The 23945-nt window shown below is 70.8% G+C and carries 19 protein-coding genes and 1 tRNA gene; 14 read left to right on the forward strand and 6 right to left on the reverse strand.

What is annotated here, in order from left to right:
* Positions 1 to 693: 693 nt before the first annotated feature.
* Positions 694 to 1248, reverse strand: a complete 555-nt coding sequence (locus BM385_RS10460) for a hypothetical protein (RefSeq protein WP_093842857.1) — start codon at positions 1246 to 1248, stop codon at positions 694 to 696.
* 207 nt (positions 1249 to 1455) lie between these two features.
* Here BM385_RS10460 and BM385_RS10465 point away from each other — a divergent pair, with 207 nt between their 5' ends.
* From BM385_RS10465 to BM385_RS10475, 3 genes are read left to right on the forward strand one after another with little or no spacing between them, the layout of a single operon-like run.
* Complete coding sequence (locus BM385_RS10465; RefSeq protein WP_093842858.1) at positions 1456 to 2757, forward strand: extracellular solute-binding protein; 1302 nt, start codon at positions 1456 to 1458, stop codon at positions 2755 to 2757.
* Positions 2747 to 3745: a carbohydrate ABC transporter permease gene (locus BM385_RS10470; protein WP_093842859.1), complete on the forward strand. Its 999-nt coding sequence runs from the start codon at positions 2747 to 2749 to the stop codon at positions 3743 to 3745. Before BM385_RS10465 ends, BM385_RS10470 begins: the two co-directional genes overlap by 11 nt.
* Positions 3742 to 4557 (forward strand): carbohydrate ABC transporter permease, encoded by an 816-nt coding sequence (locus tag BM385_RS10475; RefSeq protein ID WP_019433582.1) that lies wholly within the window; start codon positions 3742 to 3744, stop codon positions 4555 to 4557. Before BM385_RS10470 ends, BM385_RS10475 begins: the two co-directional genes overlap by 4 nt.
* 24 nt (positions 4558 to 4581) lie before the next feature.
* On the opposite strand, the gene BM385_RS10480 is transcribed toward BM385_RS10475, so the two are convergent.
* The 3 genes from BM385_RS10480 to BM385_RS10490 are packed head-to-tail and all read right to left on the reverse strand — an operon-like array spanning position 4582 to position 8009.
* The gene (locus BM385_RS10480; protein WP_093842860.1) at positions 4582 to 5478 is read right to left on the reverse strand and encodes a tautomerase family protein; all 897 of its coding nucleotides are present in this window, start codon (positions 5476 to 5478) and stop codon (positions 4582 to 4584) included.
* Positions 5475 to 7577 (reverse strand): serine/threonine-protein kinase, encoded by a 2103-nt coding sequence (locus tag BM385_RS10485; protein ID WP_093842861.1) that lies wholly within the window; start codon positions 7575 to 7577, stop codon positions 5475 to 5477. Before BM385_RS10485 ends, BM385_RS10480 begins: the two co-directional genes overlap by 4 nt.
* Positions 7578 to 7628: 51 nt before the next feature.
* Positions 7629 to 8009: a VOC family protein gene (locus BM385_RS10490; RefSeq protein WP_175542965.1), complete on the reverse strand. Its 381-nt coding sequence runs from the start codon at positions 8007 to 8009 to the stop codon at positions 7629 to 7631.
* 31 nt (positions 8010 to 8040) lie between these two features.
* Here BM385_RS10490 and BM385_RS10495 point away from each other — a divergent pair, with 31 nt between their 5' ends.
* The 9 genes from BM385_RS10495 to BM385_RS10535 all read left to right on the forward strand — a co-directional run bounded on the left by BM385_RS10495 (position 8041) and on the right by BM385_RS10535 (position 20723).
* Positions 8041 to 8367 (forward strand): chorismate mutase, encoded by a 327-nt coding sequence (locus tag BM385_RS10495; protein ID WP_093842863.1) that lies wholly within the window; start codon positions 8041 to 8043, stop codon positions 8365 to 8367.
* Entirely contained in the window at positions 8318 to 8674 is a 357-nt protein-coding gene (locus BM385_RS10500) for an Rv1352/Rv1906c domain-containing protein (protein WP_093842864.1), read from the forward strand. Before BM385_RS10495 ends, BM385_RS10500 begins: the two co-directional genes overlap by 50 nt.
* A 52-nt stretch (positions 8675 to 8726) precedes the next feature.
* Entirely contained in the window at positions 8727 to 11249 is a 2523-nt protein-coding gene (gene pepN, locus BM385_RS10505; RefSeq protein WP_019433577.1) for an aminopeptidase N, read from the forward strand.
* 1874 nt (positions 11250 to 13123) lie between these two features.
* The gene (locus BM385_RS10510; RefSeq protein WP_019433769.1) at positions 13124 to 14611 is read left to right on the forward strand and encodes a pyridoxal phosphate-dependent decarboxylase family protein; all 1488 of its coding nucleotides are present in this window, start codon (positions 13124 to 13126) and stop codon (positions 14609 to 14611) included.
* Entirely contained in the window at positions 14608 to 16032 is a 1425-nt protein-coding gene (locus tag BM385_RS10515) for a lysine N(6)-hydroxylase/L-ornithine N(5)-oxygenase family protein (RefSeq protein ID WP_093842865.1), read from the forward strand. The genes BM385_RS10510 and BM385_RS10515 overlap by 4 nt, the downstream gene beginning before the upstream one ends.
* A gap of 268 nt (positions 16033 to 16300) precedes the next feature.
* Complete coding sequence (gene pyk, locus BM385_RS10520) at positions 16301 to 17734, forward strand: pyruvate kinase (RefSeq protein ID WP_026047425.1); 1434 nt, start codon at positions 16301 to 16303, stop codon at positions 17732 to 17734.
* A gap of 136 nt (positions 17735 to 17870) precedes the next feature.
* On the forward strand, positions 17871 to 19022 hold the full coding sequence (locus BM385_RS10525; RefSeq protein ID WP_019433772.1) for a Gfo/Idh/MocA family protein: 1152 nt from the start codon (positions 17871 to 17873) through the stop codon (positions 19020 to 19022).
* Positions 19019 to 19957: a DUF6807 domain-containing protein gene (locus tag BM385_RS10530; RefSeq protein WP_093842866.1), complete on the forward strand. Its 939-nt coding sequence runs from the start codon at positions 19019 to 19021 to the stop codon at positions 19955 to 19957. Before BM385_RS10525 ends, BM385_RS10530 begins: the two co-directional genes overlap by 4 nt.
* 16 nt (positions 19958 to 19973) lie before the next feature.
* Entirely contained in the window at positions 19974 to 20723 is a 750-nt protein-coding gene (locus BM385_RS10535) for a cupin domain-containing protein (protein ID WP_019433774.1), read from the forward strand.
* Positions 20724 to 20735: 12 nt separating this feature from the next.
* On the opposite strand, the gene BM385_RS10540 is transcribed toward BM385_RS10535, so the two are convergent.
* Together BM385_RS10540 and BM385_RS10545 are read right to left on the reverse strand one after the other, a co-directional pair.
* Complete coding sequence (locus BM385_RS10540; RefSeq protein WP_093842867.1) at positions 20736 to 21518, reverse strand: hypothetical protein; 783 nt, start codon at positions 21516 to 21518, stop codon at positions 20736 to 20738.
* 112 nt (positions 21519 to 21630) lie between these two features.
* Positions 21631 to 21704, reverse strand: a tRNA-Leu gene (locus BM385_RS10545).
* A gap of 97 nt (positions 21705 to 21801) precedes the next feature.
* Between BM385_RS10545 and BM385_RS10550 the strand changes: the two genes are divergently transcribed.
* Both BM385_RS10550 and BM385_RS10555 read left to right on the forward strand, forming a co-directional pair.
* Positions 21802 to 22461 carry an ANTAR domain-containing response regulator gene (locus tag BM385_RS10550; protein WP_019433776.1) on the forward strand — a complete coding sequence of 220 codons (660 nt, stop codon included), beginning with the start codon at positions 21802 to 21804 and terminating at the stop codon, positions 22459 to 22461.
* A 276-nt stretch (positions 22462 to 22737) separates the two neighbouring features.
* Positions 22738 to 23919 (forward strand): branched-chain amino acid ABC transporter substrate-binding protein, encoded by a 1182-nt coding sequence (locus tag BM385_RS10555; protein ID WP_026047427.1) that lies wholly within the window; start codon positions 22738 to 22740, stop codon positions 23917 to 23919.
* The last annotated feature ends 26 nt before the right edge of the window (positions 23920 to 23945 follow it).

Here is a 23945-nt window from a genome sequence, read left to right on the forward strand (position 1 = left end):
CGCCGCAAGCCGGTGATGCGCGCGCCGGCCGCGCGGGCCACGGGGACGGGGACGGGGACGGGAACGGGGGAGCGGTGACGGTCTTACGGAACGGAGCGCTGCGGCTGACGGGCGCGGTCCTCGGGGCAGCCCTCTTCGTGGCCGCCTGCGCCCTGGGCGCGCTCCAGTACCTGATCCTGAACGGCGGCCACACCCCCTGGCCGGTGATCCTCGTCCAGGGACTGGGCGCGGTGGCGGCGGTCATGCTGGCCGTCGGGTGGCTCTTCACCCAAAGCCGCTGGCAGTGGCGCACCCGGCTCACCTGCCTGATCGCCCTCGGCGGCGCGCTGGTGACCGGACTCGCCACCCGCTGGCTGCTGATCGCCTGGCGCGGGGAGCGGGTGAGTGCCCGCGTCACCGAAGCACGGACGACCCGCAGCGGACCCCCGGGAAACACCGAACTGCGGCAGTGCCGGATCAGCCTCCTGGACGGCACCCCGGTACGCGAGCCGCTGAACCAGGGGCCCTCGTGGCATCCGGGCGACTGCCGGGCGCAGACCGTGGCCGGTGATCTCGTCACCGCGTGGATCGACCCGCAGGAAGCGGTCGCCCCGCTGGCCGGACCGCCGTACGCCGCCGCCCGGACCGCCCTCGTGGTGCTGGTCCTCGGCGCTCTCGCCGCTGCGGTCCTGGCCGCCGGCGCGGCCGTCCGGCTCACCGGGCCGGTGGCAGCACCGCCCCGGACACCGCGTCGACCACCGGCCGGCCGCCCAGCTCCGACTCCAGACCGAGCACCCGGACACCGGTCAGCAACTCCTCCGTACACGGGCCCGCCGCCGGATCGGACACGGTCCAGCCCCCCACGATCACCAGCTCCGCCGTCTCCCGCAACCAGGCGCCGTAGTCCGCATCACAGGCACCGTAACCGACGGAGACGGTGAGCACCGTCGCGTCCGGCTCCACCGAATCCACCCCCTGCACCGGCAGCAGATCGGGGCCGCCGCCCCCGGGCAGGGGCTCCGGCCGGGGCCAGCTCGCGGCGATCGCGTCGGCCCGCTCCTCGAAGGGCGCGGTGTCCACCGCCGTGGGCGTCGGCCGGGGCAGCGGCTCTGTCCCGATCGGATGGGTGATGTTGCCCGGGTCCGGCCCCAGCCACAACGACAGCAGCACGGTCGCGCTCGCCCCCAGCACCACCCCGGCCGCACCCGCCACCGCCGTCCCCGCCACGACCGCCGCCCCGGTGAGGACCCGTCGCCACCCGCCGCGCATCCCTCGTCCCCCTCCGGCCTCCATGCCCGGTGGGACGGTCCGTACCTGACCCCGGTTCCGGTCCGACCTCCAGTGGTCCAGGCCACAAACGGTGCTGTTCCGTGATGTACGGGCCTGGATCGGACGAACACCCCGCTGTCACAATCAACGCCCGGGCACCACCCGGTCACCACCGGGCCACCTCCCCGTCCCCGGAAGGGACTTGCCATGCCGCACGCCCCCGGCCGCCGCCTCCTCGCCGGCGCGGCAGCACTGTCCCTCGGCCTGCTCACCGCCGCCTGCGGCGGCGACGCGTCCTCCTCGTCCGGCGACGGCTCCGGCGCCGGCCCGACCCTCGACGTGTGGATCATGGAAGGCACCAACCCGGACGCCGGACCCTACTTCGAGGAACTGGCAGCCGTCTTCGAGGAGAAGACCGGCGCCTTGCTCAACGTCCAGTTCATCCAGTGGGCCGACGCCCACGACCGGATCACCACCGCCATGGCCGGCCGCGAACTCCCCGACGTCGCCGAGATCGGCACCACCTGGGCCCTGGAATTCGGCGCGGTCGGCGCCCTGCGCGACCTCTCCGGCGACATCGAGGCGGCCGGCCTCGCCGGCGACCTCGTCCCCGCCCTGCACGAGGCGGGCACCGTCGACGGCGCCACCTACGGCATGCCCTGGCACGCGGGCACCCGCTCCCTCATGTACCGCGCCGACCTCTTCGCCGAACACGGCCTCCAGCCCCCCACCTCCTGGGACGAACTCCTCGACGTCGCGCTCCAGCTCAAGGAACTCGAACCCGACATGATCCCCTTCCCGGTGATCGGCGGCACCGAATACGCGGTGGACGCCTTCATCTGGGGCGGCGGCGGCCAGATCGCCCAGGCCGACGACTCCGGCCGCTGGACCTCCACCATCAACGCCCCCGAGGCCGTGGCCGGGATCGAGTTCCTCACCTCCCTCGCCACCGAACACGGCCTGTCCGTCGCCGCCGCAGAGACCTGGACCGAGGCCGACCAGCTCCAGAGCTTCCAGAACGGCGAAGCCGCCATGGTCATCAACGGCAACTGGACCGTCAACACCCTGCTCGCCGACGACCCCTCCTGGGCCGACCGGCTCGGCGTCGTTCCCGTCCCCGGACCGCAGCCCGGCACGTACAGCCCCTCCTTCGTCGGCGGCTCCCTGCTCGGCGACTTCACCAGCGACCACCCCGAACTCGCCTGGGAACTCATCCAGCTGATGTCGACCGGCGAGTACGGTGCCAAGTGGGCCGACGAATCCGGGTTCTTCCCCGGCCAGCAGTCCCTGCTCGAAGACGTCGCCGCCGAAGCCGGCCCGCTCGTCGCCCCGTTCGCCACCCAGATGATGGAAGCCGGCCACAGCGTCCCGGTCACCGAACTGTACGGCCGGGTGCAGGGCGCCCAGATCATCCCGCGGATGCTCCAGTCCATCCTCGCCGGCTCCGCCTCCGTCCAGGAAGCGGCCGACACCGCCGCGGCAGCCATGGACGAGACCTTTGGCCACTGACCGCGCCACCGGCCCCACCCGGCCACGGCCCGGGCGGGAAGCCGGGCCCGACCGCCCGGCCCCCGACCCCGCCCGCCGCGCCCGCCGAGCCCGCCGCGCCCGCGCCCTGCGCCCCTGGCTCCTGCTCGCCCCCGCCCTCACCGTCCTCGCCGTCCTCCTCCTGTGGCCCCTGCTCCGCGTCGTCCTGCTCTCCTTCCAGGACTACGGCCTGCGGCAGATCTACACCGGCGAAACCCACTGGACCGGCCTCGACAACTACACCACCCTGCTCACCGACAGCGCGCTGTGGACCACGGTGCTCCCCAACACCGTCGTCTTCGCCGCCGTCTGCGTGGCCCTCACCGTCATCACCGGCACCCTCGTCGCCCTGCTGCTGCAACGCCTCGGCCGCACCTGGCGGATCATCTGCTCCACCGTCGTCATGACCGCCTGGGCCATGCCCGCCGTCACCGGCACCTACGTCTGGATCTGGATCTTCGACCCACTGGGCGGCATCGTCAGCGGCGGCCTCGACGCCCTCGGACTCATCGAACCCCGCGAGACCAACTGGTTCACCGACCGCTGGTCCTTCTACGCCATCGCCACCCTCAACGTCGTCCACCACGGCTTCCCGTTCGTCGCCATCACCGTGTTCGCCGGACTGCTCACCATCCCCAGGGAACTGCCCGAAGCCGCCCTCATGGACGGCGCGAACGCCTGGCAGCGGTTCTGGAAGATCACCGTGCCGACCATCAGACCCGTCTTCACGGTCGTCACCATCCTGTCCACCATTTGGGACTTCAAGGTCTTCGCCCAGATCTACCTCATGCCGGGCGGCTCAGGATCCAACCCCGACATCTTCAACCTCGGCGTCTGGTCCTACCACCAGTCCTTCGTCAAGAACGAGTACGGCATGGGCTCGGCGATCGCCGTCCTGCTCACCGTGCTGCTGCTCGCCATCACCGTGGTCTACCTCCGGGCCCTGTTCAAGGAGAGGGACGACCTGTGACCGGACGCCGCCTCGGACTCGCCGCCGCCGTCACCGCACTCCTCGTCTTCTCTCTCTTCCCCGTCTACTGGATGGTCAGCTCCGCCGTCGACCCCGGCGCGAACACCCGCGGCGCCGCCGTCCTGCCCTCCGGATTCACCCTCGACCACTTCCGGTACGTCCTGGACACCGGCGACTTCACCACCTACCTCGCCAACTCCGCGCTCGTCGGCGCCGGCACGGTGCTGCTCGCCGGGCTGCTCTCCCTCTTCGCCGCCGTCGCCGTGGCCCGCTTCCGGTTCCGGATGCGCACCAAAGTGCTCCTCATGATCCTCATCGTGCAGATGGTGCCGCTGGAAGCCCTGGTCATCCCGCTCTTCCTCCAGATGAGCGACCTCGGCATGCTCAACAGCCTGCTCGGCCTCACCATCGTCTACCTGGCGTTCTCCCTGCCCTTCGGCATCTGGACCCTGCGCGGCTTCGTCGCCGCCGTCCCGCAGGAGATCGAGGAAGCCGCCTACCTCGACGGCTGCGGCTGGTGGCGGATGTTCCGCTCCGTCCTGCTGCCCCTGGTGGCCCCCGGCCTGGTCGCCACCAGCATCTTCGCCTTCATCGTCGCCTGGAACGAATTCATCTTCGCCTTCACCTTCATGCAGAACGACAGCAAGTACACCGCCGCCGTCGGACTGCACCGCTTCTTCGGCCAGTACAGCACCGACTGGGGCGCCGTCATGGCCGGCTCCACCCTCATCACCGTGCCCGTACTGATCTTCTTCGTCCTCGTGCAGCGCCGGCTCGCCGGCGGACTGGCCGCCGGCGCCATCAAGGGCTGACCCGCGCCCGCCGCAGCACCGCGCTCAGGTGTCGCACTCCAGGACCGTACGGCACAGCCCGCACCGCGCCCGGCTCCGCCCCGCCACCGGCAGCCGCAGCTTCTGCCCGCACACCGGACAGCCGAACACCACCGTCAACCCGCCCCCGGACCCGTCCTGTTCGAAGGCATAGCCGGCACCACCGCCCGCCATCGCCTCCGGAACGGCCCGCCCGCGCGCCGCCAGCGCCCGCTCCGCGGCATACCGCTGCCGCGCCGCCCACGGCCCGCCGGCCAGCGGCGGCCGGACCGCGTCCCGCTCCGCCAGCCGGCGGCCCGCCTCGTACGCCTCGTACGCCTGCGGGCTCGTGAACCAGATCCGCGGATCCTCCCCGAACACCGCCGCCCGCCGCGCGAGCACGTACCCGTACTCCTGCGGCGTCAGATACCCCAGGCGCTGCGAACCCAGCGCGTCCTCCCGGAACGCGTCCAGCAGCAGCCAGCCCACCCCCAGATACGCGGCGGCCGTATCGGTGAGGATCTCGTCCTCCGCGGTCACCGGCAGCCCCAGCCCCGCCCGGTGCAGATACACATGCATCACCTCGTGCGCCAGCACCGCCCCGATGTCCCGCCGCTGCCCGTCGAAACGGCGGTGCAGATCGACGGTGTACCCGCCCGCCCCGCCGTCCCGCTCCACCCATGCCGCCTCCGGCATCTCCGTGAACCGGACCCGCACCGGCGCCTCGGGCAGCCCCAGATGCCGCACCATCACCAGCGCCACCCGCTCGACACCGGCCCGCAGATCCTCCGCGTCGTCGAACGCCACATCCACCGGCAGCACACTGGTGGCGAACCCCCGCACCGTCCCCGGCGACAACCCCCGGTACAGCGCCGTGATCGCCGACCGCACCGCCGCCAGATGCGGAAACGCCGCGCCGCTCACCGGCCGTCCGGAACGACCACGGCGGCGCTTTCCACGGCCAGCTCGCTCATGCCCCACGTCTCCAGGATCTCGCCGTACGTTCCGTCGTCGATCAGCTCCTGCAACGCCTGCTGGAGCGCGTCCCGCAGGGAAGGGGCGCCCACCGACACCGCGAAGCCTACCGGTTCGGGGTCGAACCGGGCGTCCGAGATGACCAGTTCGTTCGGGTTGTCCGCCATCAGGGCCACCGCGCCCGAGTGATGGACGTACACGGCGTCCGCCGCACCGCTGCGCAGGTCCAGGACCAGATCCTCCGGCTCCAGGTGGCCGGTGACGCGCACCGGATCGGCGCAGCCGGCGCTGTGCCGGGCCACCGCCTCCTCGGCCTCGTCGGTGCGCCAGGTCGCCACGGTCTTCCCGCACAGATCCGCGAACGCGGCGGCGCCGTGGGACGCCCCCGCGTGCGTCATCAGGACCCAGCTCTCCTCGAAGTACGGGAGGAAGTCGAGATTGGAGACGGTGAAGACCGAGGTGGCGGCTGCGGGCATCACGCCCATCGCGATCCAGCCGGCCGGATCCAGGGTGTGGGCCAGCTGGTTGAGGAGCTGGGCATGGTCGGTGTGGGTGAAGCGGAACTCGACACCGAGACGTTCCCCGAGCGCGGCGGCGAGGTCCGGGTAGAAGCCGGTCTCCTCCGCCGCCCAGGGCGAGGACATCAGCGGCAGCGCCCCGGTGCCGGTGCGCACCGGGATCCGGCCCGACTCCTGGATCTCCGGCGGCAGCAGGCCGTACAGCGGGGCCTGTGCTCCCTCCTCCGGCCCCGGGTCGTTGCCCGGGTCCGCCTCCGGGACGGCGTCCCGGTCCGTTTCCGTGGCCTTGCCGGGCGCGCCGTCCCCGGGGGCGGGCCCGGCCGACGGGTCCTCGTTCCCGCCCGAGGTGCGGGTCAGCAGTACGGTGAGCGCGACGATGAGCGCGAGCGCGGCGACGACGGCCCCGGCCGCCAGGAACCTGCGGGGGCCGGTGCCGGTGCCGGTGCCGGTGCCGGTTGCGGGAGCCGTCGGGGTGGGTGGGGCGGACGGCACGGGCACGGCGGCGGTGACGGTCGGCGCCGCGTGCGGTGGCACGGGCGGCGGTCCGGCGGGCGGCTGCGGAAGGGCCGGCGGCGGCGCACCCGTCCCGGCGTGCGTCGGCACCGGCCCGTCCAGCGCCGGCACACCGGCCGCCCGCTGCTCCAGCCGGGCGGTCAGCGCGGCCGGCAGCCACGGCTCGCCCTCCGGCCCCGCCGCCCCCGGCGCGCAGCGCGCGGCAACCCCGGCGATCTCCGCCACCGAGGGCCGCCCGGCCGGCTCCTTGTCCAGACAGCGCACCACCAGATCCCGCAGCGGACCGGTCAGCGGACCGTCCGGCGCGCCCAGCTCCGGCTCCTCGTGCAACACCCGGTACAGCACGGTGTGGACCGCGGGCTCCCCGGCCGCGAACGGCGCGGTGCCCGTCGCGGCGAACGCCAGCACCGTACCGAGCGCGAACACGTCCACCGCCCCGGTGACATCCTCGCCCCGGATCTGCTCCGGCGGCATGTACCCCGGCGAACCGATCATCGAACCCGTACGCGTGGCCACACTCGCGTCCACCGCGCGCGCGATCCCGAAGTCGATGACCTTCGGGCCCTCCAGCGCGATCAGCACATTCGACGGCTTGAGATCACGGTGCACCAGCCCCGCGCCGTGGATGTCGCCCAGCGCCCCGGCGAGACCGGCCGCCAGCGTCCACAGCGACCGCTCCGGCAACACCCCGTACGACCCCAGGACGGTCTCGTGCAGGGAGAACCCCGGGATGTACCCGGTGGCCACCCACGGCACCGCCGAGGAGGTGTCGCCCGCCAGCACCGGAGCCGTCCAGGTGCCACTGACCCGTCCGGCGGCGGACACCTCCCGGCGGAAGCGGCGACGGAACTCCGGGTCCGCCGCCAGCTCCGCGTGGACCAACTTGACCGCCGCCAACCGGCCCTCGGGCGCACGCCCCAGGAACACCTGCCCCATACCACCGGACCCGAGCCGGCCGAGTATGCGATACGGACCCACCTGGGACGGATCCCCCGGGCGCAACGATTCCACCGTCATCCCCCAACTCCCCGGCGCGGTCGGGGCCGGGGCACTCAGCTGCCGAGTCTGTCAGAACTGCCCGTAACAGAGGCAGAACGGATGCCCGGCCGGGTCCTCGTAGACGACGAACCCCCGTTCCTCACCGCCGCTGTCGTGCCGGAAACGCGCACCCAGCGCCTCCACCTGCGGTCGCGCCCGGTCCACGTCCTCCCGCGCGGGTACGTCGAAGTCGAGGTGCATCTGCTGCGGGTGCCCCGGGTCCGGCCAGCGCGGCGGCTGGTGGTCGGGCGCGTACTGGAAGGCGATCCGCCCGCCGGTGGCCGGGTCCGAGAGCGTCACCCACGGGGCGTGGGAGTCATCCAGCTCCCAGCCCAGGATGGACCGGTAGAAGCCGGCGAGGGCCGCCGGGTCGGGACAGTCGATCACCAGGGACTGCATTGTCGCGATCATCACGGCAGCATAAGCCGCATAGGCTGGTCCCATGAGTGACATCGACGACGAGGTGCGTGGCGAGCTGACACGGCTGCGGGAGAGCATCGACAACATCGACGCCGCCGTCGTCCACATGCTGGCCGAACGCTTCAAGTGCACCCAGCAGGTCGGCCGCCTCAAGGCGCAGCACCAGCTGCCGCCCGCCGACCCCGCCCGCGAGGCGCGGCAGATCACCCGGCTGCGCCAGCTGGCCGAGAGCGCGCACCTGGACCCGGCATTCGCCGAGAAGCTGCTGAACTTCATCATCGCCGAGGTCATCCGGCACCATGAGACGATCGCGAGCGAGGTCACCGACCCGTCCACCCCGGCCGGCTGACCGGAAAGCGCCCGAACCCGAACCCGAACCGGAGCCGGAGCCCGAGCCCGAGCCGGACCCCGAACCGGAGACCGTCTCCTTCGGCTCCGGCACCTACCTCGTCGGCGAGGACATCGAACCCGGCGAATACCGCACCGAAGGCGGCACCGACCGCCTGATGGGCGGCTGCTACCGGGCCCGCAACAGCGACGCCTCCGGCGAATTCGACTCCATCATCGCCAACGACTACTTCGAAGGCCCCGGCCGCGTCACCGTCAACGAAGGCGAATACTCCGAAACCAACGGATGCACCTGGGAACCCGCCTGACCCACCCCACCGAGAGCCGTCCGGCCCCGTCCCATTTGGCAGCATGAGCACCATGGCCACACTGACGCGTGACGAAGCCCGGACCCGGGCCGGACAGCTCCAGGTCCACACCTACACCATCGACCTCGACTTCACCCGAGGCGACACCACCTTCGCCTCCACCACCACCGTGCGCTTCGCCACCCGCCCGGACGCCACGAACACCGAGGCCGCCACCGACACCTTCATCGAAATCCGGCCCCACACCCTCCACCGCGCCACCCTCGACGGACACGACCTCGACCCCGGCACCCTCGTCGACGGCCGCCTCCCCCTCACCGGCCTCACCCCCGGCGACCACGAACTCACCGTCCTCGCCGACATGCCCTACTCCCACACCGGCGAAGGCATGCACCGCTTCACCGACCCCGCCGACGGCCTCACCTACCTCTACAGCATGTGCTGCATGACCGACAGCCCACTGGTCTACGCCGCCTTCGACCAACCCGACCTCAAAGCCACCTTCGACGTCACCGTCACCGCCCCCGAGGACTGGACCGTCCTCGGCAACGGCATCGCCACCCCCGTCGCCGGCGCCCCCGGCCGCTGGCGCTGCGCCACCACCCCACCCATCAGCACCTACCTCATGGCCGTCGCCGCCGGCCCCTACCACTCCGTACGCACCGAACACGCCGGACTCCCCTTCGGCATCCACGTACGCCGCTCACTCGCCCCCCACCTCGACCGCGACGCCGACGAAATCCTCGGCATCACCCGCGCCGTCTTCGACCGCTACGCCGACATCCTCGACGAGCCCTACCCCTTCGACTCCTACGACCAGGCCTTCGTCCCCGAATTCAACGCCGGCGCCATGGAGAACCCCGGACTCGTCACCCTCCGGGACGAATACATCTACCGCTCCGCCGTCACCGACACCCAACGCCAACTCCGCGGCGTCGTCATCGCCCACGAAATGGCCCACATGTGGTTCGGCGACCTCGTCACCCTCCGCTGGTGGGACGACATCTGGCTCAACGAGTCCTTCGCCGAGTTCATGGGCTACCAGACCCTCGCCGACGCCGTCCCCACCTACACCCCCTGGACCGAATTCGCCGTCGACCGCAAAGCCTGGGGCTACGACGCCGACCAGCGCCCCACCACCCACCCCGTCGCCCCCGAACCCGACGGCGTCCCCGACACCGCCTCCGCCTGGCTCAACTTCGACGGCATCTCCTACGCCAAAGGCGCCTCCGCCCTCCGCCAACTCGTCACCTGGCTCGGCCAGGACACCTTCCTCGCCGGCGTCAACGACCACTTCGCCCGCCACCGCTTCGGCAACGCCACCCTCGCCGACTTCATCGACGCCATGGCCCGCGCCTCCGGCCGCGACGTCCACGCCTGGGCCGACGCCTGGCTGCGCACCAGCGGACCCGACCTCCTCACCCCCGACATCACACAGAACCCAGCACCGGACACCAACTGGACCCTGACCCTCCACCACCAGGGCAACCGTCCCCACCGCCTCCGCATCGGCACCTACGACGGCGCCCAGCACCGCGCCACCCACGACATCGAACTCACCGCCGACCAGCCCACCACCACCCTCACCGCCCCCGGCAACCGCCCCGACCTCCTCATCGTCAACGACGGCGACCTCACCTACGCCAAAGTACGACTCGACCCCTGCTCCTGGACCACCGCCCAGCACGTCCTCTCCCAACTCCCCGACCCACTCAGCCGCACCGTCGTATGGAACGCCGCCCGCGACATGGTCCGCGACGCCGAACTCCCCCCACACGCCTACCTGGAAGCCGCCCGCCGCCACCTGCCCACCGAACCCGAAACCGCCATCGTCGAAAGCGTCATCGCCTTCGCCACCACCCAGATCACCGACCGCTACCTCGCCGGCGAAGAACCCGCCCGCACCGAAGCACTCGCCCTGCTCACCGAACTCGCCACCGACCTCGCCCACCACGCCACACAACGCCAGGACGACGCCAAACACCTCATCGCCCAGCGCACCGCCATCCGCAGCGCCACCGGCGAAGCACCCCTGCGCACCTGGCTCGCCGACGACACCGCCGGCCGCGACCCCGAACTGCGCTGGCAGATCCTCTACCGGCTCGCCACCCTCGGCGCCACCGACGAAACCGAAATCCGCGCCGAAGCCGAACGCGACCCCAGCGCGAAAGGCGAAGAAGGAGCCGCCCGCTGCCTGGCCGCCCTCCCCGACCCCCAAGCCAAAGCCACCGCCTGGCACGCCCTCTTCGACCCCGCCGACACCCTCTCCAACTACCTCTTCACCGCCACGGCCCAAGGCTTCTGGCAACCGGAAGAACGCCAACGCGACCTGCTGCGCCCCTACGTCGAACGCTACTTCCCGGCAGCCGCCGCCGTCGCCACCCGCCGAGGCCACGCCCTGGCAGTGGCCACGGCACGCCACGCCTTCCCCCACCCCTTCACGGACCACACCACCCTCACCCTCGCGGAAGCGGCCCTGCGGGAACCCCTGCCACCGGCACTCCACCGCAAACTGACCGACGAAACAGACGACCTCCGCCGCGCCCTCCACGTCCGCGAACGCCCCTGGGCGTGAGGCAGGGCTCCGCCCGGCAGCGGGGCGCCCGCGCGGCGGGGCGGTCGCGCGGCGGGGCGCCGGGCGGTGCGGCGCCCGGTTGGGGCAGGGCCCAGGCCCTGCCCCAACCGGGCTGGCCCGCTGCGCGGGCGGCCGGAAGCGTGAAGCGGGTAGTACCCCCGCGCCTGCGGGGAGGACCCGGTGGTCCACGTCTGGCTCGTCTACGACCGCGGAACACCCCCCGCGCCTGCGGGGAGGACGCGTCGAACCGAGACTTCAGGCCGGTCGGATCCGGAACACCCCCGCGCCTGCGGGGAGGACGCTGTCGTTCGTTCGATCTCTCGCTCAATCTCCGGAACACCCCCGCGCCTGCGGGGAGGACCCTTTTTGAGCTGGGGTTTAGTGAGGGCTTTGCCATTCCTTTGCTGGCTCACTGTGGTGCATCGGTTGAAGGGTAGCGGGTGGCACGTCTGTTGCGTCCGAGGCTGCTCCTGGTGGGGTGGGTGGGTGCGGGTTCATGCGGCGCGGGAGGGTGGGGGGTTGTTGTTTCGTGTCCCCATGCCCTGTCCGTGCTTGCGGGGTTGGGGTTACGACAAGGCAGCGGCGGGAGGGGTGGGGTGGTGGGTGGCCCCGCCGTCGTGACCGAGGCGGCTGCTCGACCCGATACAGGTTCCGCCTGCCCGGCGCAGGGACTGACCAGTGGTCTAGGGACGGTTCGTGGGTGGGGGTGCAGGTAGCGCGCACCTGCCCTGGCCGCACGTCCGTGCGGTAGTGGCCGTGCGCTGGGCTGATGCGCTCGCGGATGATCCACCATCGCTCCGCCCGGGGTGATCGGCCGCCGCGCCACGTGACGCGGGGCCTACCGGTTTCGCCGCCGACGCTCTTCGCGTCGCGGGGTTGGTCGTGTCACGGGCGCCAGCTGCCGCGAAGGGACCAGGGTGATGGGAGAAGGTGCTGGAGTGACACTTTCTCATCACTTTCGGGGAGGTGACGCGGCCCGAAAGCCGCAGCGAAGGATTCCCAGAAAGCGGTGTGCTGATTCGGTCAAGAGGCGAGGAAATCCGGTCATCGCGGCAAGGGTCTCTCGTTCGTGATGCGTTTTGATGCGGGGAGGTGGTGTTCGCTGGGTGGTGCTCGGCATTTCTCCGCGCGAACGACGTGCTCTCTGCTGCCGACCTGATGCGAAAGACCGAGTGATCGAATCCGTCGAAGATGAGGGCATGTATTGATCGCAGAGGATCGAAAGTGGCATGGCGCTTGTTGCCCGGCCCGAAACGTGAGGTGAATGTGCTGCCCTGGCCCGTTCGCGGCAGCTGGTGCCCGTGACACGACCAACCCCGGGACATGAGGAGCGTCGGGGGCGAGACAAGGGGGCCCCGCGTCAGGTGGCGCGGCGGTCACCGGGACCGGGCGGAGCGATGGTGGATCATCCGCGAGCGCATCAGCCCAGCGCACGGCCACTACCGCACGGACGTGCGGCCAGGGCAGGTGCGCGCTACCTGCACCCCCACCCACGAACCGTCCCTAGACCACTGGTCAGTCCCTGCGCCGGGCAGGCGGAACCCGCATCGGGTCGAGCAGCCGCCTCGGTCACGACGGCGGGGCCACCCACCACCCCACCCCCCCCGCCGCTGCCTTGTCGTAACCCCAACCCCGCAAGCACGTGCAGGGCATGGGGGGACGAAAGGTGAGGGCCCACCCTCCTGTGCCGCATGAACCCGCACCCGACAACCGAACCAGGAGCAACCTCGGACGCAACCAAGGCCCCGAACTTGGCGGGAAGCCACACCCCCCGCGTCACCCGTACGGGGGAAGAATGGCGTTCCGTGGGATCGGTGGCCCGCGTGGCGCGTAGCTTGTGGCCACTCATCCGCCCTCGTTGAAAGGGCTCTCCCATGCCCGCCTCACCGCCCCATGACCCCACCCTGCTGGCCGGCGGCGCCGCCGGATCGCGTGCGTTGGGGCCGCTCGTCGAGACCGTGCTCGCCGCCCTCGCCGAGGGTGCCGCCGCCCGGTGCGGGCCACTGCCCGGCGGGGGACCGGACGGGGTGGCGAGACGGGTCGCCGACCGCGGCACCCCGGTACTGCCCGAGCAGGGGCAGGGGGCTCATGACGCACTGCGCGAGTTGGTGGGGGTGCTCGCCGAGGGCGCGGCCGATCCGGCCGATCCGCACTGCGCGGCCCATCTGCACTGCCCGCCGCTCGCCGTGGCCACCGCCGCCGATCTGGCGGCCTCCGCGCTCAATCCGTCGATGGACTCCTGGGACCAGGCCCCCGCCGCCTCCGCCCTCGAAGAGCGGGTGACCGCCGGGATCGGTGCCCTGGTCCACCCGGACGGCACGGCCCCGGACGCGCTGGTCACCACGGGCGGCACCGAGTCCAACCTGCTCGGTGTCCTCCTCGCCCGCGAGGCACACGGCCCGCGCGTGCGGCTGGTCTGCGGCGCAGCCGCGCACCACAGCGTCCACCGCGCGGCCTGGCTGCTCGGGCTCCCCGAGCCGCTGGTGGTCCCCACCCCCCAGGGCGTACTCGACCCGGCCGCCGTCGACGAGGCGCTGACCCGGCTGGACGCGCTGGAGTGCCCCGCCCCGGACCGGCCGTCTCCCGCCGTGGTCGTCGCGACCGCCGGGACCACCGACACCGGCGCCGTCGATCCGCTCGCCGCCCTCGCCGACGTGGTGGCCGCCCACCGCCACCGGCGCCCCGTCACCCTGCACGTGGACGCCGCCTACGGCGGCCCGCTGCTGTTCAGCGACCGCCACCGGCCCCGGGTCGCCGGGATCGAACGGGCCGATTCCGTGACGCTCGATCTGCACAAGCTCGGCTGGCAGCCGGTCGCCGCCGGCCTGCTGACGGTGCCCGACCGCTCCGCGCTGGCACCGCTGGGCCACCGCGCCGACTACCTGAACGCGGACGACGACACCGAAGCCGGCCTCCCCGACCTCCTCGGCCGCTCCATCCGCACCACCCGCCGCCCCGACATCCTCAAAATCGCCGTCACCCTGCGCGCCCTCGGCCGGCACGGCCTGGGCGCGCTGGTGGACGCGGTGTGCGCCACCGCCGAGGAGTTCGCCGATCTGATCGAGGCCGAACCCCGGCTGCGGCTGCGCGCCCGCCCCGGGATCAGCACCGTGCTGTTCCGCCCGCACGGCGCCACCGACGCCCAGGTCGCCACCATCCGCCGCCGCCTGCTCCACGAAGGGCAGGCCGTACTCGGCCGGGCCCGCGTCCCCGACCCCGCCACCGGCCGGCCCGTGCTGTGGCTGAAGGCCACCCTCCTCAACCCGCACGCCCACAGCAGCGATCTGCACGGCCTGCTCAAGCTGGTCCTCGACCAGCACGACCTCCCCGCCGACCTCCGCCCTCAGGACCCGCCGCGATGACCACCCAGCAGCCCTACGACCTCGCCGGCATCGGCATCGGCCCCGCCAACCTCTCCCTGGCCGCCCTCGCCCACACCCAGCCGGGACTCACCGCCGCCTGGTACGAACAGCGCCCCGCCTTCCACTGGCACCCCGGCCTGCTCATCGAAGGCGCCACCCTCCAGGTGCCGTTCCTCGCCGACCTGGTGACTCTGGCCGACCCCACCAACCCGTGGAGCTTCCTCAACTACCTCCGGCACCACCAGCGGCTGTACCCCTTCTACCTCTCCGAACGCTTCCACAGCCCGCGCGCCGAGTACGACGACTACTGCCGCTGGGTCAGCCGCGGCCTGCCCTCCCTCCGTTTCGGGCACCACGTCGACGCCGTCCGCTGGGACGCCGCCCAGGGCCTGTTCGGCATCGACTACACCCGCCTCGGCCCCGACGGGGAGGCCGAGGCGGTCGGCCGCGCCCACGCCCGCAACCTGGCCATCGGCATCGGCACCGCTCCGCACATCCCCGGGCCGCTGCGTCCGCTCGCCGAACGCCCGGTGGTCCCCGTCATCCACTCGGCCGACTACCTCGACCACCGCGAACGGCTGCTGGCCGCCGCCCACATCACCGTCATCGGCTCCGGCCAGTCCGGCGCCGAGGTCTTCCTCGACCTGCTGCGCCACCGCCCGCCCGGACGCGAACGGCTGCACTGGATCACCCGCACCCCGGCGTTCGCACCCATGGAGTACAGCAAGCTCGGCCTGGAACACTTCACCCCCGACTACACCCGCTACTTCCACGCGCTGCCCGAGCAGCGGCGCGACGAACTGGTGGCGCGTCAGTGGCAGTTGCACAAGGCCATCGATCACCAGACGCTGGCCGACATCCACGACGAGCTGTACCGGCACAGCATCGGCGGCGGCTGGCCGGACGTGGTGCTCACCCCCGGGGTGAGCGTCCGCACAGCGGGCCGGATCGGCACCACACAGGTCGAACTGCACCTGGACCACGCGGAGCAGGGCGAGCGGTCCCGGCTGGTGACGGAGGCGGTGGTGATGGCGACCGGCTACCGGGAACGTCCGCTCGACCCGCTGCTGGCCGCGCTCGACCCGCTGCTGCACCGGGACGCGGCGGGCCGGATCACGGTGGACGAACGCTACCGGCTCGGCCTGGACCGGGAGGTGACCGGCTCGGTGTACGTCCTCAACGCGGAACGGCACACCCACGGTGTCGGCGCACCGGACCTCGGGCTGGTCGCGCACCGGAGCGCCACCATCCTCAACTCGGTGACGGGGGAGGAGCGGTACCGGCTGCCGGAGCGGAGCGCGTTCACCACCTTCGGGCTGCGGCCCGGCGGTGGCGGGGAGGAGACGCCGGGCGGCGGGGCCGCCGGTGCCGGTGCCGGGGCCGGCGGGCAGCGGCAGGGGGCACGGCGGGTGAGCGTCTGAGCGTCCGGGCCGCTCCCGCGAGCCGGTCCCGCGAGCCGCGCCCCGTACCGGGTGCGCCCCCGGTGTACGCCGGGCGCGCACCCGGCGCGGCAATTCCGGGGCGAATCCGGCCGAATATTCCGAACATATGCCGCCCGGAAATGCGGCGCGGCTCAGAAGAGCAGGCTTCTGCTCATGAGGGGAGTTGTCAATGCCTCTTTAATTTGCGGTCGTTGCCTGGTCACTTTCCGATAGCTCTCTACCCGCTGGTACGTCCTACTGTTGAGGTATGCGCCGAGCAAAAATTGTCTGCACACTTGGGCCCGCCACTGACTCATATGAGCGCATCGCCGCGCTTGTCGAAGCAGGAATGGACGTAGCCCGGCTCAACCTCAGCCACGGCGGCCACCGCGACCACGAACAGCGCTACCAACGCGTACGCCGCGCCGCCACCGCAGCAGGGCGCAGCATCGGAATTCTGGCCGACCTCCAAGGCCCGAAAATCCGGCTCGGCAGCTTCCGCGAAGGCCCCGTACTCCTGGAACCCGGCGACCACTTCACCATCACCACCGAAGACATCGAAGGCGACCAGCACCGCTGCGGTACCACCTACGCCGGCCTCGCCACCGACGTACGCCCCGGCGAACGCATCCTCATCGACGACGGCCGCGTCGCCCTCGACGTCACCACCGTCGAAGGCCCCGAGATCCACACCACCGTCGCCGAAGGCGGCATGATCTCCGACCACAAAGGCATCAACCTCCCCGGCGTCGCCGTCTCCGTCCCCGCCCTCTCACCCAAGGACATCGACGACCTGCGCTGGGCCCTGCGCACCGGCGTCGACATCATCGCCCTCTCCTTCGTCCGCACCGGCGACGACATCAAGGACGTCCACCGCGTCATGGCCGAAGAGGGCCGCTTCCTCCCCGTCATCGCCAAAATCGAAAAACCCCAGGCCGAGGAGAACCTCCAGGACATCGTCGACGCCTTCGACGGCATCATGGTCGCCCGCGGCGACCTCGGCGTCGAAGTCCCCCTCGAAGAAGTCCCCATGCTCCAAAAACGCGCCGTCAAACTGGCCAAACGCAACGCCAAGCCGGTCATCGTCGCCACCCAGATGCTCGACTCCATGATCGACGCATCCCGCCCCACCCGCGCCGAAGCCTCCGACGTCGCCAACGCCGTCATGGACGGCACCGACGCCGTCATGCTCTCCGGCGAGACCAGCGTCGGCCGCTACCCCATCGAAACCGTCCGCACCATGAGCCGCATCGTCACCGCAGCCGAGGAAGAAGTCCTCGCCCGCGGCCTCGTCCCCCTCGACGAAGCGGCCAAACCCCGCACCCAGAGCGGCGCCGTCGCCCGCGCCGCCGCCGAGATCGGCGACTTCCTCGGCGCCACCCTCCTCGTCGCCTTCACCCAGAGCGGCGACACCGCCCGCCGGCTCTCCCGCTACCGCTCACCCATCCCCCTCATCGCCTTCACCCCCGACCCCGCCACCCACGCCCAGCTCACCCTCACCTGGGGCGTCGAGACCCACCTGGTCCCCACCGCCGCGTCCACCGACGAAATGGTGACCCAGATGGACGAGCAGCTGCTGCGCCTCGGCCGCTGCCGCAAGGGCGAGACCGTGGTGATGACGGCCGGGTCCCCGCCCGCCATGTCGGGCACCACCAACCTGGTACGGGTCCACCACGTCGGCGAGGACGACACGCCCCACTGACACCCCGCACCCCACCCGGCGACGGGCGCCGCCCGGATCGGGCGGCGCCTCTTGTCATGCCGGGCGACGGCATGGTTGGCTTTTGGCGAATTCCGATTGAAAGCGCTTACTATCGCCCAGCCAGGAGTCGCACCACATGGCTGACCACCCCGCCAGCACCCGCATCCGCACCGCCGTCGTCGGCACCGGCGGCATCGTCACCGGAGCCCACCTCCCCGCCATCGCCGCCCACCTCGACGAACTCGAACTCGTCGCCGCCGTCGACATCGACCAGGACCGACTCGACGCCTTCCACACCACCGCCACCGCCATCGACGGCATCGGCCCCGTCACCGGCCACACCGACCTGGCCACCATGCTGGAAACCGAGCGCCCCCAACTCGTCCTCCTCGGCACCCCACCCTCCCTCCACCACCAGCAAGCCCGCGCCGCCCTCACCGCCGGCGCCTGGGTCTGGGCCGAAAAACCCCTCTGCCTCACCCTCGCCGAATTCGACGACATCACCGCCGCCGAAGGCCCCGCCGGAACCGGCCCCTACGCCGCCGTCGTCGCCCAGCACCGCTACGGCTCCGGCACCACCCACGCCCGCCGCCTCCTCACCACCGGCGAACTCGGCACCCCCCGCGTCGCCCACTGCCAGACCACCTGGTACCGCAACACCGACTACTACGCCGTCGACTGGCGCGGACGCTGGGCCACCGAAGGCGGCGGCCCCACCATGGGCCACGGCATCCACCAAACCGACCTCCTCCTCCACCTCCTCGGCGACTGGACCGAAATCCGCGCCCTCGCCGGCCGCCTCGTCCACGACATCGAAAGCGAAGACGTCTCCACCGCCCTCGTCCGCTTCGCAGGCGGCACCATCGCCACCGTCGTCAACAGCGTCCTCTCCCCCCACGAAGTCAGCCGCATCCGCATCGACTGCGACGACGCCACCGTCGAACTCACCCACCTCTACGGCCACACCAACAACGACTGGACCTACACCCCCCGACCCGGCATCGACGACACCCGCGTCACCAACTGGCGCACCAACCCCGACGACACCCCCAGCTCACACGCCGCCCAACTCGCCGGCATCATCCATGCCTACCGCACCGGCACCCGCCCACCCGGCAGCGGCCCCGACGCCCGCCGCACCATCGAATTCAACGCCGCCCTCTACAAAGCCGCCTTCACCGGCCGCCCCGTCCACGCCGGCGACATCACCCCCGACGACCCCTACTACACCGCCATGCACGGCAACCACCCCGACTGGGCCCCCGCCACCACCGAGGAGCAGCAGTGACCGACGCCCCCCTCACCGTCACCCACACCCACGGCGAACGGATCAGCGTCGACGCCGCAGGCACCGAAATCCTCTCCTACGTCTACCGCCCCGACCCCGAAGCGTACGAATCCCCCAAACCGTACGCCCACCCCCTCCGCACCCTCGCCGGCCACCTCGTCACCGGCTACCGCCCCAACGACCACCGCTGGCACAAAGGCGTCCAGATGACCGCCAGCCACCTCTCCGAACAGAACTTCTGGGGCGGCAACTCCTACATCCACGGCCAGGGCTACCAGCGCATCCCCGAACGCGTCGGCACCATGCGCCACGACGGCTTCACCGCCGTCACCACCACCCCCGAACGCGCCGACATCACCGAAAACCTCACCTGGATCAACCACACCGGCCAGCACTGGGCCACCGAAACCCGCACCCTCGCCATCCACACCGCCGACACCACCCACAGCGCCTGGACCCTCGAATGGTCCATCGACCTCACCAACATCCGCGGCGAACCCCTCCACTTCGGCAGCCCCACCACCGCAGGCCGCACCATGGCCGGCTACACCGGCCTCCAATGGCGCGGCCCCCGCGACTTCACCGGCGGCCAGATCCTCACCCCCACCGGCCCCAGCACCGACGCCGACACCATGGGCACCCCCGCCACCACCACCCCCTGGATCGCCTTCACCGCCCAGCACGACGACCACGACGGCCACTCCACCCTCATCTTCGACCACGCCCCCGAAAACAGCGCCGAAACCGCCATCCACCCCTCCCACTGGTTCGTCCGCTCCACCCCCATCCCCACCGTCGCCTTCTCCTGGGCCTTCTTCGACGAATTCGAACTCCCCCCAGGCGACTCCTTCCACTACCGCTACCGCATCGTCATCGCAGACGGCGCCTGGGACACCGACCACATCACCACCTACCTGAAGAACCACCCCTGGTAACGACAGGACGGACCCCATGACCACCCTGCACAACCCCCTCCCCGGCGCCATCGGCGTCTCCCACATCACCGCCTACGACTGGCCCGCCCCCGACGGCGCCTGCGGCGGCAGCCCCCACATGCACCTCGCATGCACCGAGGCCTACGTGGTAACCGCCGGAGAGGGGGCGGTGCAAACCCTCACCCCCACCGGATACACCGAAACCCCCCTCCACCCCGGCGTCATCGCCTGGTTCACCCCCGGCACCATCCACCGCATGATCAACGGCGACGGCAACCTCCACGTCACCGTCCTCATGCAGAACAGCGGCCTCCCCGAAGCCGGCGACGCCGTCTTCACCTTCCCACCCCACATCCTCGCCGACCCCGACCGCTACGCCCACGCAGCCACCCTCCCCGGCAAAGAAGGCCCAGCCGTCGAACAAGCCGCACGAACCCGCCGCGACCTCGCCCTCGAAGGCTACGAAACACTCCGCACCGCAACACGCGACGGAGACCCCGCACCCCTGCACGCCTTCCACCAGGCAGCGGCACGCCTGGCAGCCCCCAAGGTCGCCGAATGGCGCACCCGCTGGCAGGACGGCGCCCTGGCAGCCGCCCGCACCACCGGAGAACACCTGGCCGCCCTCGCCGAGGCCGACCCCACCCACCTCTCCCACGCCCGCATCACCACCAGCACCCCGACCCGCGCCGCGGGCTACGGCATGTGCGGACGCCGCCAGGAGTACGAGATCCCCGGCACCACACTCCCGTACTACGGCGAGTAGCGAGCCGGCCGCTCAGAACTTCGGACCGACATGGGCGTCCATGAGCGCCACGGACGCCCTCCGGGCCACGGATATGGTCTGTGCCCGCCGCCGCTGACGCAGGTGTTTCCAGGCCACGCCCAGGGAGTCGAGCGTGTCGGTGTACAGCCGGATGATGTCGTCCGAGGTGTTGGTGAAGAAGTACCGGGGGTATTCGTAGCGCTTGGGCTGCCCGGCGATGGTCCGGGTGGTCCAGTTGATCACGCGTGAGCCGTCCGAATGGATGAGCCCACGCACGAACTCCCAGGGGTGAGCGCGGACGATCCGTTGTTGCCACGGTTCGAGGGCGATGGGGCGCTCATGCTTCCTGCCGGGGCCGTGCTGCGGGAAGAGGCAGGTCAGGTGTTTGGAGGAGAGCTTCACGTCCGCGCAGCCCGTCTTGCGGCGACGGTGGACGGAGTTGCCCGGGAAGACCGAGCGCATCGCCGCTTCGCAGGCGTCCATCAGGCCGGGCCACGCATTGCCACAGGTGATCGCCAGGACGGGTGCACGGTGCTGCGCATGCTGGACGATGTACCCGTCCCCCAGGTAGAGACCCAGGAGGTAGGAGTAGGCCGCCTCGTCCAGGTCGCACCCGTCGCAGCGTGGGCACGGGCGAGGCCGGATGCCCGGAGCTGTCCCCGAGGCCGTCCGATCGATGTGTGTCCAGTAACTGACGGTTCCCGGCGGCACGTCGAGCAGTCGGGCAACGTCGGCGTTGGTGACACCGGAGCGAACGAGCGCGACTGCTCTGCTCCGGATGAGGGGATCGTGCATGGCCCGATCATGGAGGCGAGGCGGTGCACGTATCGTGCGATCGGACGGTTGTTCCCCCGAAAGAGGGGCGCTGGTCCCGAATCGCTGATCAACCTTCGAATCGAAGGCAAAGTGCCCCGAGTGGGATTCGAACCCACACTGTCGGTGGTTTGAGCACCGTCTCTCTAACCGTTGGAGTACCGGGGCCTTGGAAAGCAAGGTTGCAGCTTCCTGCTGTGCCACTAGCGTACCGCAGGTAGGTACCCTCAATGGTGCCCCCATCCTGCAGGAAACGAGGAGCAACGTGAGCACCCCCGAGGTCCCCGACGAGCCCACTGACACCGGTACCGGCGCGGGAAGCGCGCATGTGCCGCCGTTGACCACCCGTGTCGTCATCGCCGAGGACGAGGCCCTGATCCGGCTGGATCTCAAAGAGATGCTGGAGGAGGAGGGCTATTCCGTCGTCGGGGAGGCCGGGGACGGTGAGCGGGCCGTCGAGCTGGCGCGGGAGCTGCGCCCGGATCTGGTCATTCTCGATGTGAAAATGCCCGTCATGGATGGCATCTCCGCCGCCGAAAAGATCGCCGGGGAGGCCATCGCCCCGGTGCTGATGCTGACCGCCTTCTCGCAGCGCGATCTCGTGGAGCGGGCGCGTGATGCGGGGGCGATGGCGTATCTCGTGAAGCCGTTCAGCAAGAGCGATGTGATTCCGGCGATCGAGATCGCGGTCTCGCGCTTCACCGAGCTGAAGACGCTGACCAAGGAGGTCGCGGACCTGGCGCAGCGGCTGGAGACGCGGAAGCTGGTGGATCGGGCGAAGAGTGTGTTGCAGACGCAGTACGGGTTGTCGGAGCCGGCGGCGTTCCGGTGGATTCAGAAGACGTCGATGGATCGGCGGTTGTCGATGCATCAGGTGGCGGAGGCTGTGATTCAGGACGCCGAGGAGAAGAAGCAGCGGAAGTAGGTTTCGGCGGGCTGGAATTGGGGAAGCCGGGCGGTGTTTGCCCGGCTTCCCCTTTTTTGCTGCCTCTTCGGGGGCGGCGTCGTGTCTTGGCTGGATTGTTCGCTCAGCGGTAAGCAGTGTTCTGTTTCCGACGCGTGACGCAGATCACGAGGCGGTCACATCTGTGTCGGCTGTCTATCTGTGCCGCGCACATGGGCAATAGATTCCGCACACGCCATGCGGCTGTCGTGGGGCGTTGTCAAAGATCTTCTCGCTGGCCTCCAGGGGGTTTTGCTCGTGCTCAACAGATCCATCGTGAAGCTGGCGATACCTGTCGCCATCGGTGCGCTCGCGCTCACCGCGTGCGGCAGTGACGATGGCGACAGCAATGGCGGCGGTGGCGGGGGCGGCGGCACCACGTACAAGATCGCCTACCAGGGTCCGCTGTCGGGTGACAACGTGGCGCTCGGCGAGAACATGCAGAACGGGATTCAGCTGGCGATCAATGAGGCCAATGAGTCGGGTGACTACGACTTCACGGTGGAGTACGTGGCCACTGATGACCGGGGTGTGGAGGGTCAGGCGACGGCTGCGGCGCAGCTGGTGATCGATGACGAGGATGTGATCGCGGCGATCGGTCCGGCGTTCTCGGGGCCGGCGGAGGTGGCGGCGCCGCTGTACGGGGAGGCGGGGGTGCTGGCGGTGTCGTCGTCGGCGACGAATCCGACGCTGACGGAGCAGGGTTTCCCGACGTTCTTGCGGGCGGTGCCGAACGACTTCGCGCAGGGTGCGGGGATGGCGCAGTTCCTGGCGGCTCAGGATGGTGTGGAGAAGGTCATCCTGGTCGACAATGTGACGCCGTACGGTGAGGGTCTGGCCGAGGTGGCGGAGGCGTCGCTGACGGAGCTGGGTCTTGAGGTGGAGCGTTCGAGCGTTCCGGTGGATACTCCGGATTACAGCGGTGCGGCGCGTACGGTGGTGCAGTCGGGTGCGGATGCGCTGGTCTACGCGGGTTACTACCAGACGGCGGGTCCGTTCGCGGCGAGTCTGAAGGACGCGGGTTTCGACGGGATCGCGGTGTCGGGTGACGGCACCAATGACATGCAGTTCCTGTCGCTGGCGGGTGCGGCGTCCGAGGGCTGGTATCTGACGTGTCCGTGTACGGATGCGACGGCGGACGAGGCGACGGCTGATTTTGCGGAGCGGTATCAGAGCGCGTTCAACCAGCCGCCGGGTACGTATTCGGCGGAGTCGTACGACGTGGCGCAGATGATCATCAGTGCGATCGCGGAGCTGGGTGCGGAGGCGAACCGGGACTCGCTGTACGAGGCGGTGGCGACGGGTTCGTACGAGGGGCTGACGAAGACGTTCTCGTTCGATGAGAACGGTGAGTTCACGAATGACGCGATCTTCATGTACCAGGTGCAGGGTGATGACATCGCGTATCTGGGGCCGATCGAGGAGTTGACCGGCGGCTGATCGGCGGGTTGCCCGTCGCTTTCCCA

The sequence above is a fragment of the Streptomyces harbinensis genome (assembly GCF_900116145.1).
GTDB lineage: Bacteria > Actinomycetota > Actinomycetes > Streptomycetales > Streptomycetaceae > Streptomyces > Streptomyces carpaticus.

Coding starts and splice junctions, on each gene's coding strand:
- BM385_RS10465 (WP_093842858.1), top strand. CDS start 1,456: ATGCCGCACGCCCCCGGCCGCCGCCTCCTCGCCGGCGCGGCAGCACTG.
- pyk (WP_026047425.1), top strand. CDS start 16,301: ATGCGCCGAGCAAAAATTGTCTGCACACTTGGGCCCGCCACTGACTCA.
- BM385_RS10495 (WP_093842863.1), top strand. CDS start 8,041: ATGAGTGACATCGACGACGAGGTGCGTGGCGAGCTGACACGGCTGCGG.
- BM385_RS10500 (WP_093842864.1), top strand. CDS start 8,318: ATGAGACGATCGCGAGCGAGGTCACCGACCCGTCCACCCCGGCCGGCT.
- BM385_RS10525 (WP_019433772.1), top strand. CDS start 17,871: ATGGCTGACCACCCCGCCAGCACCCGCATCCGCACCGCCGTCGTCGGC.
- BM385_RS10540 (WP_093842867.1), bottom strand. CDS start 21,518: ATGCACGATCCCCTCATCCGGAGCAGAGCAGTCGCGCTCGTTCGCTCC.
- BM385_RS10485 (WP_093842861.1), bottom strand. CDS start 7,577: ATGACGGTGGAATCGTTGCGCCCGGGGGATCCGTCCCAGGTGGGTCCG.
- BM385_RS10460 (WP_093842857.1), bottom strand. CDS start 1,248: ATGCGCGGCGGGTGGCGACGGGTCCTCACCGGGGCGGCGGTCGTGGCG.
- BM385_RS10510 (WP_019433769.1), top strand. CDS start 13,124: ATGCCCGCCTCACCGCCCCATGACCCCACCCTGCTGGCCGGCGGCGCC.
- BM385_RS10490 (WP_175542965.1), bottom strand. CDS start 8,009: ATGATCGCGACAATGCAGTCCCTGGTGATCGACTGTCCCGACCCGGCG.
- BM385_RS10515 (WP_093842865.1), top strand. CDS start 14,608: ATGACCACCCAGCAGCCCTACGACCTCGCCGGCATCGGCATCGGCCCC.
- BM385_RS10535 (WP_019433774.1), top strand. CDS start 19,974: ATGACCACCCTGCACAACCCCCTCCCCGGCGCCATCGGCGTCTCCCAC.
- pepN (WP_019433577.1), top strand. CDS start 8,727: ATGGCCACACTGACGCGTGACGAAGCCCGGACCCGGGCCGGACAGCTC.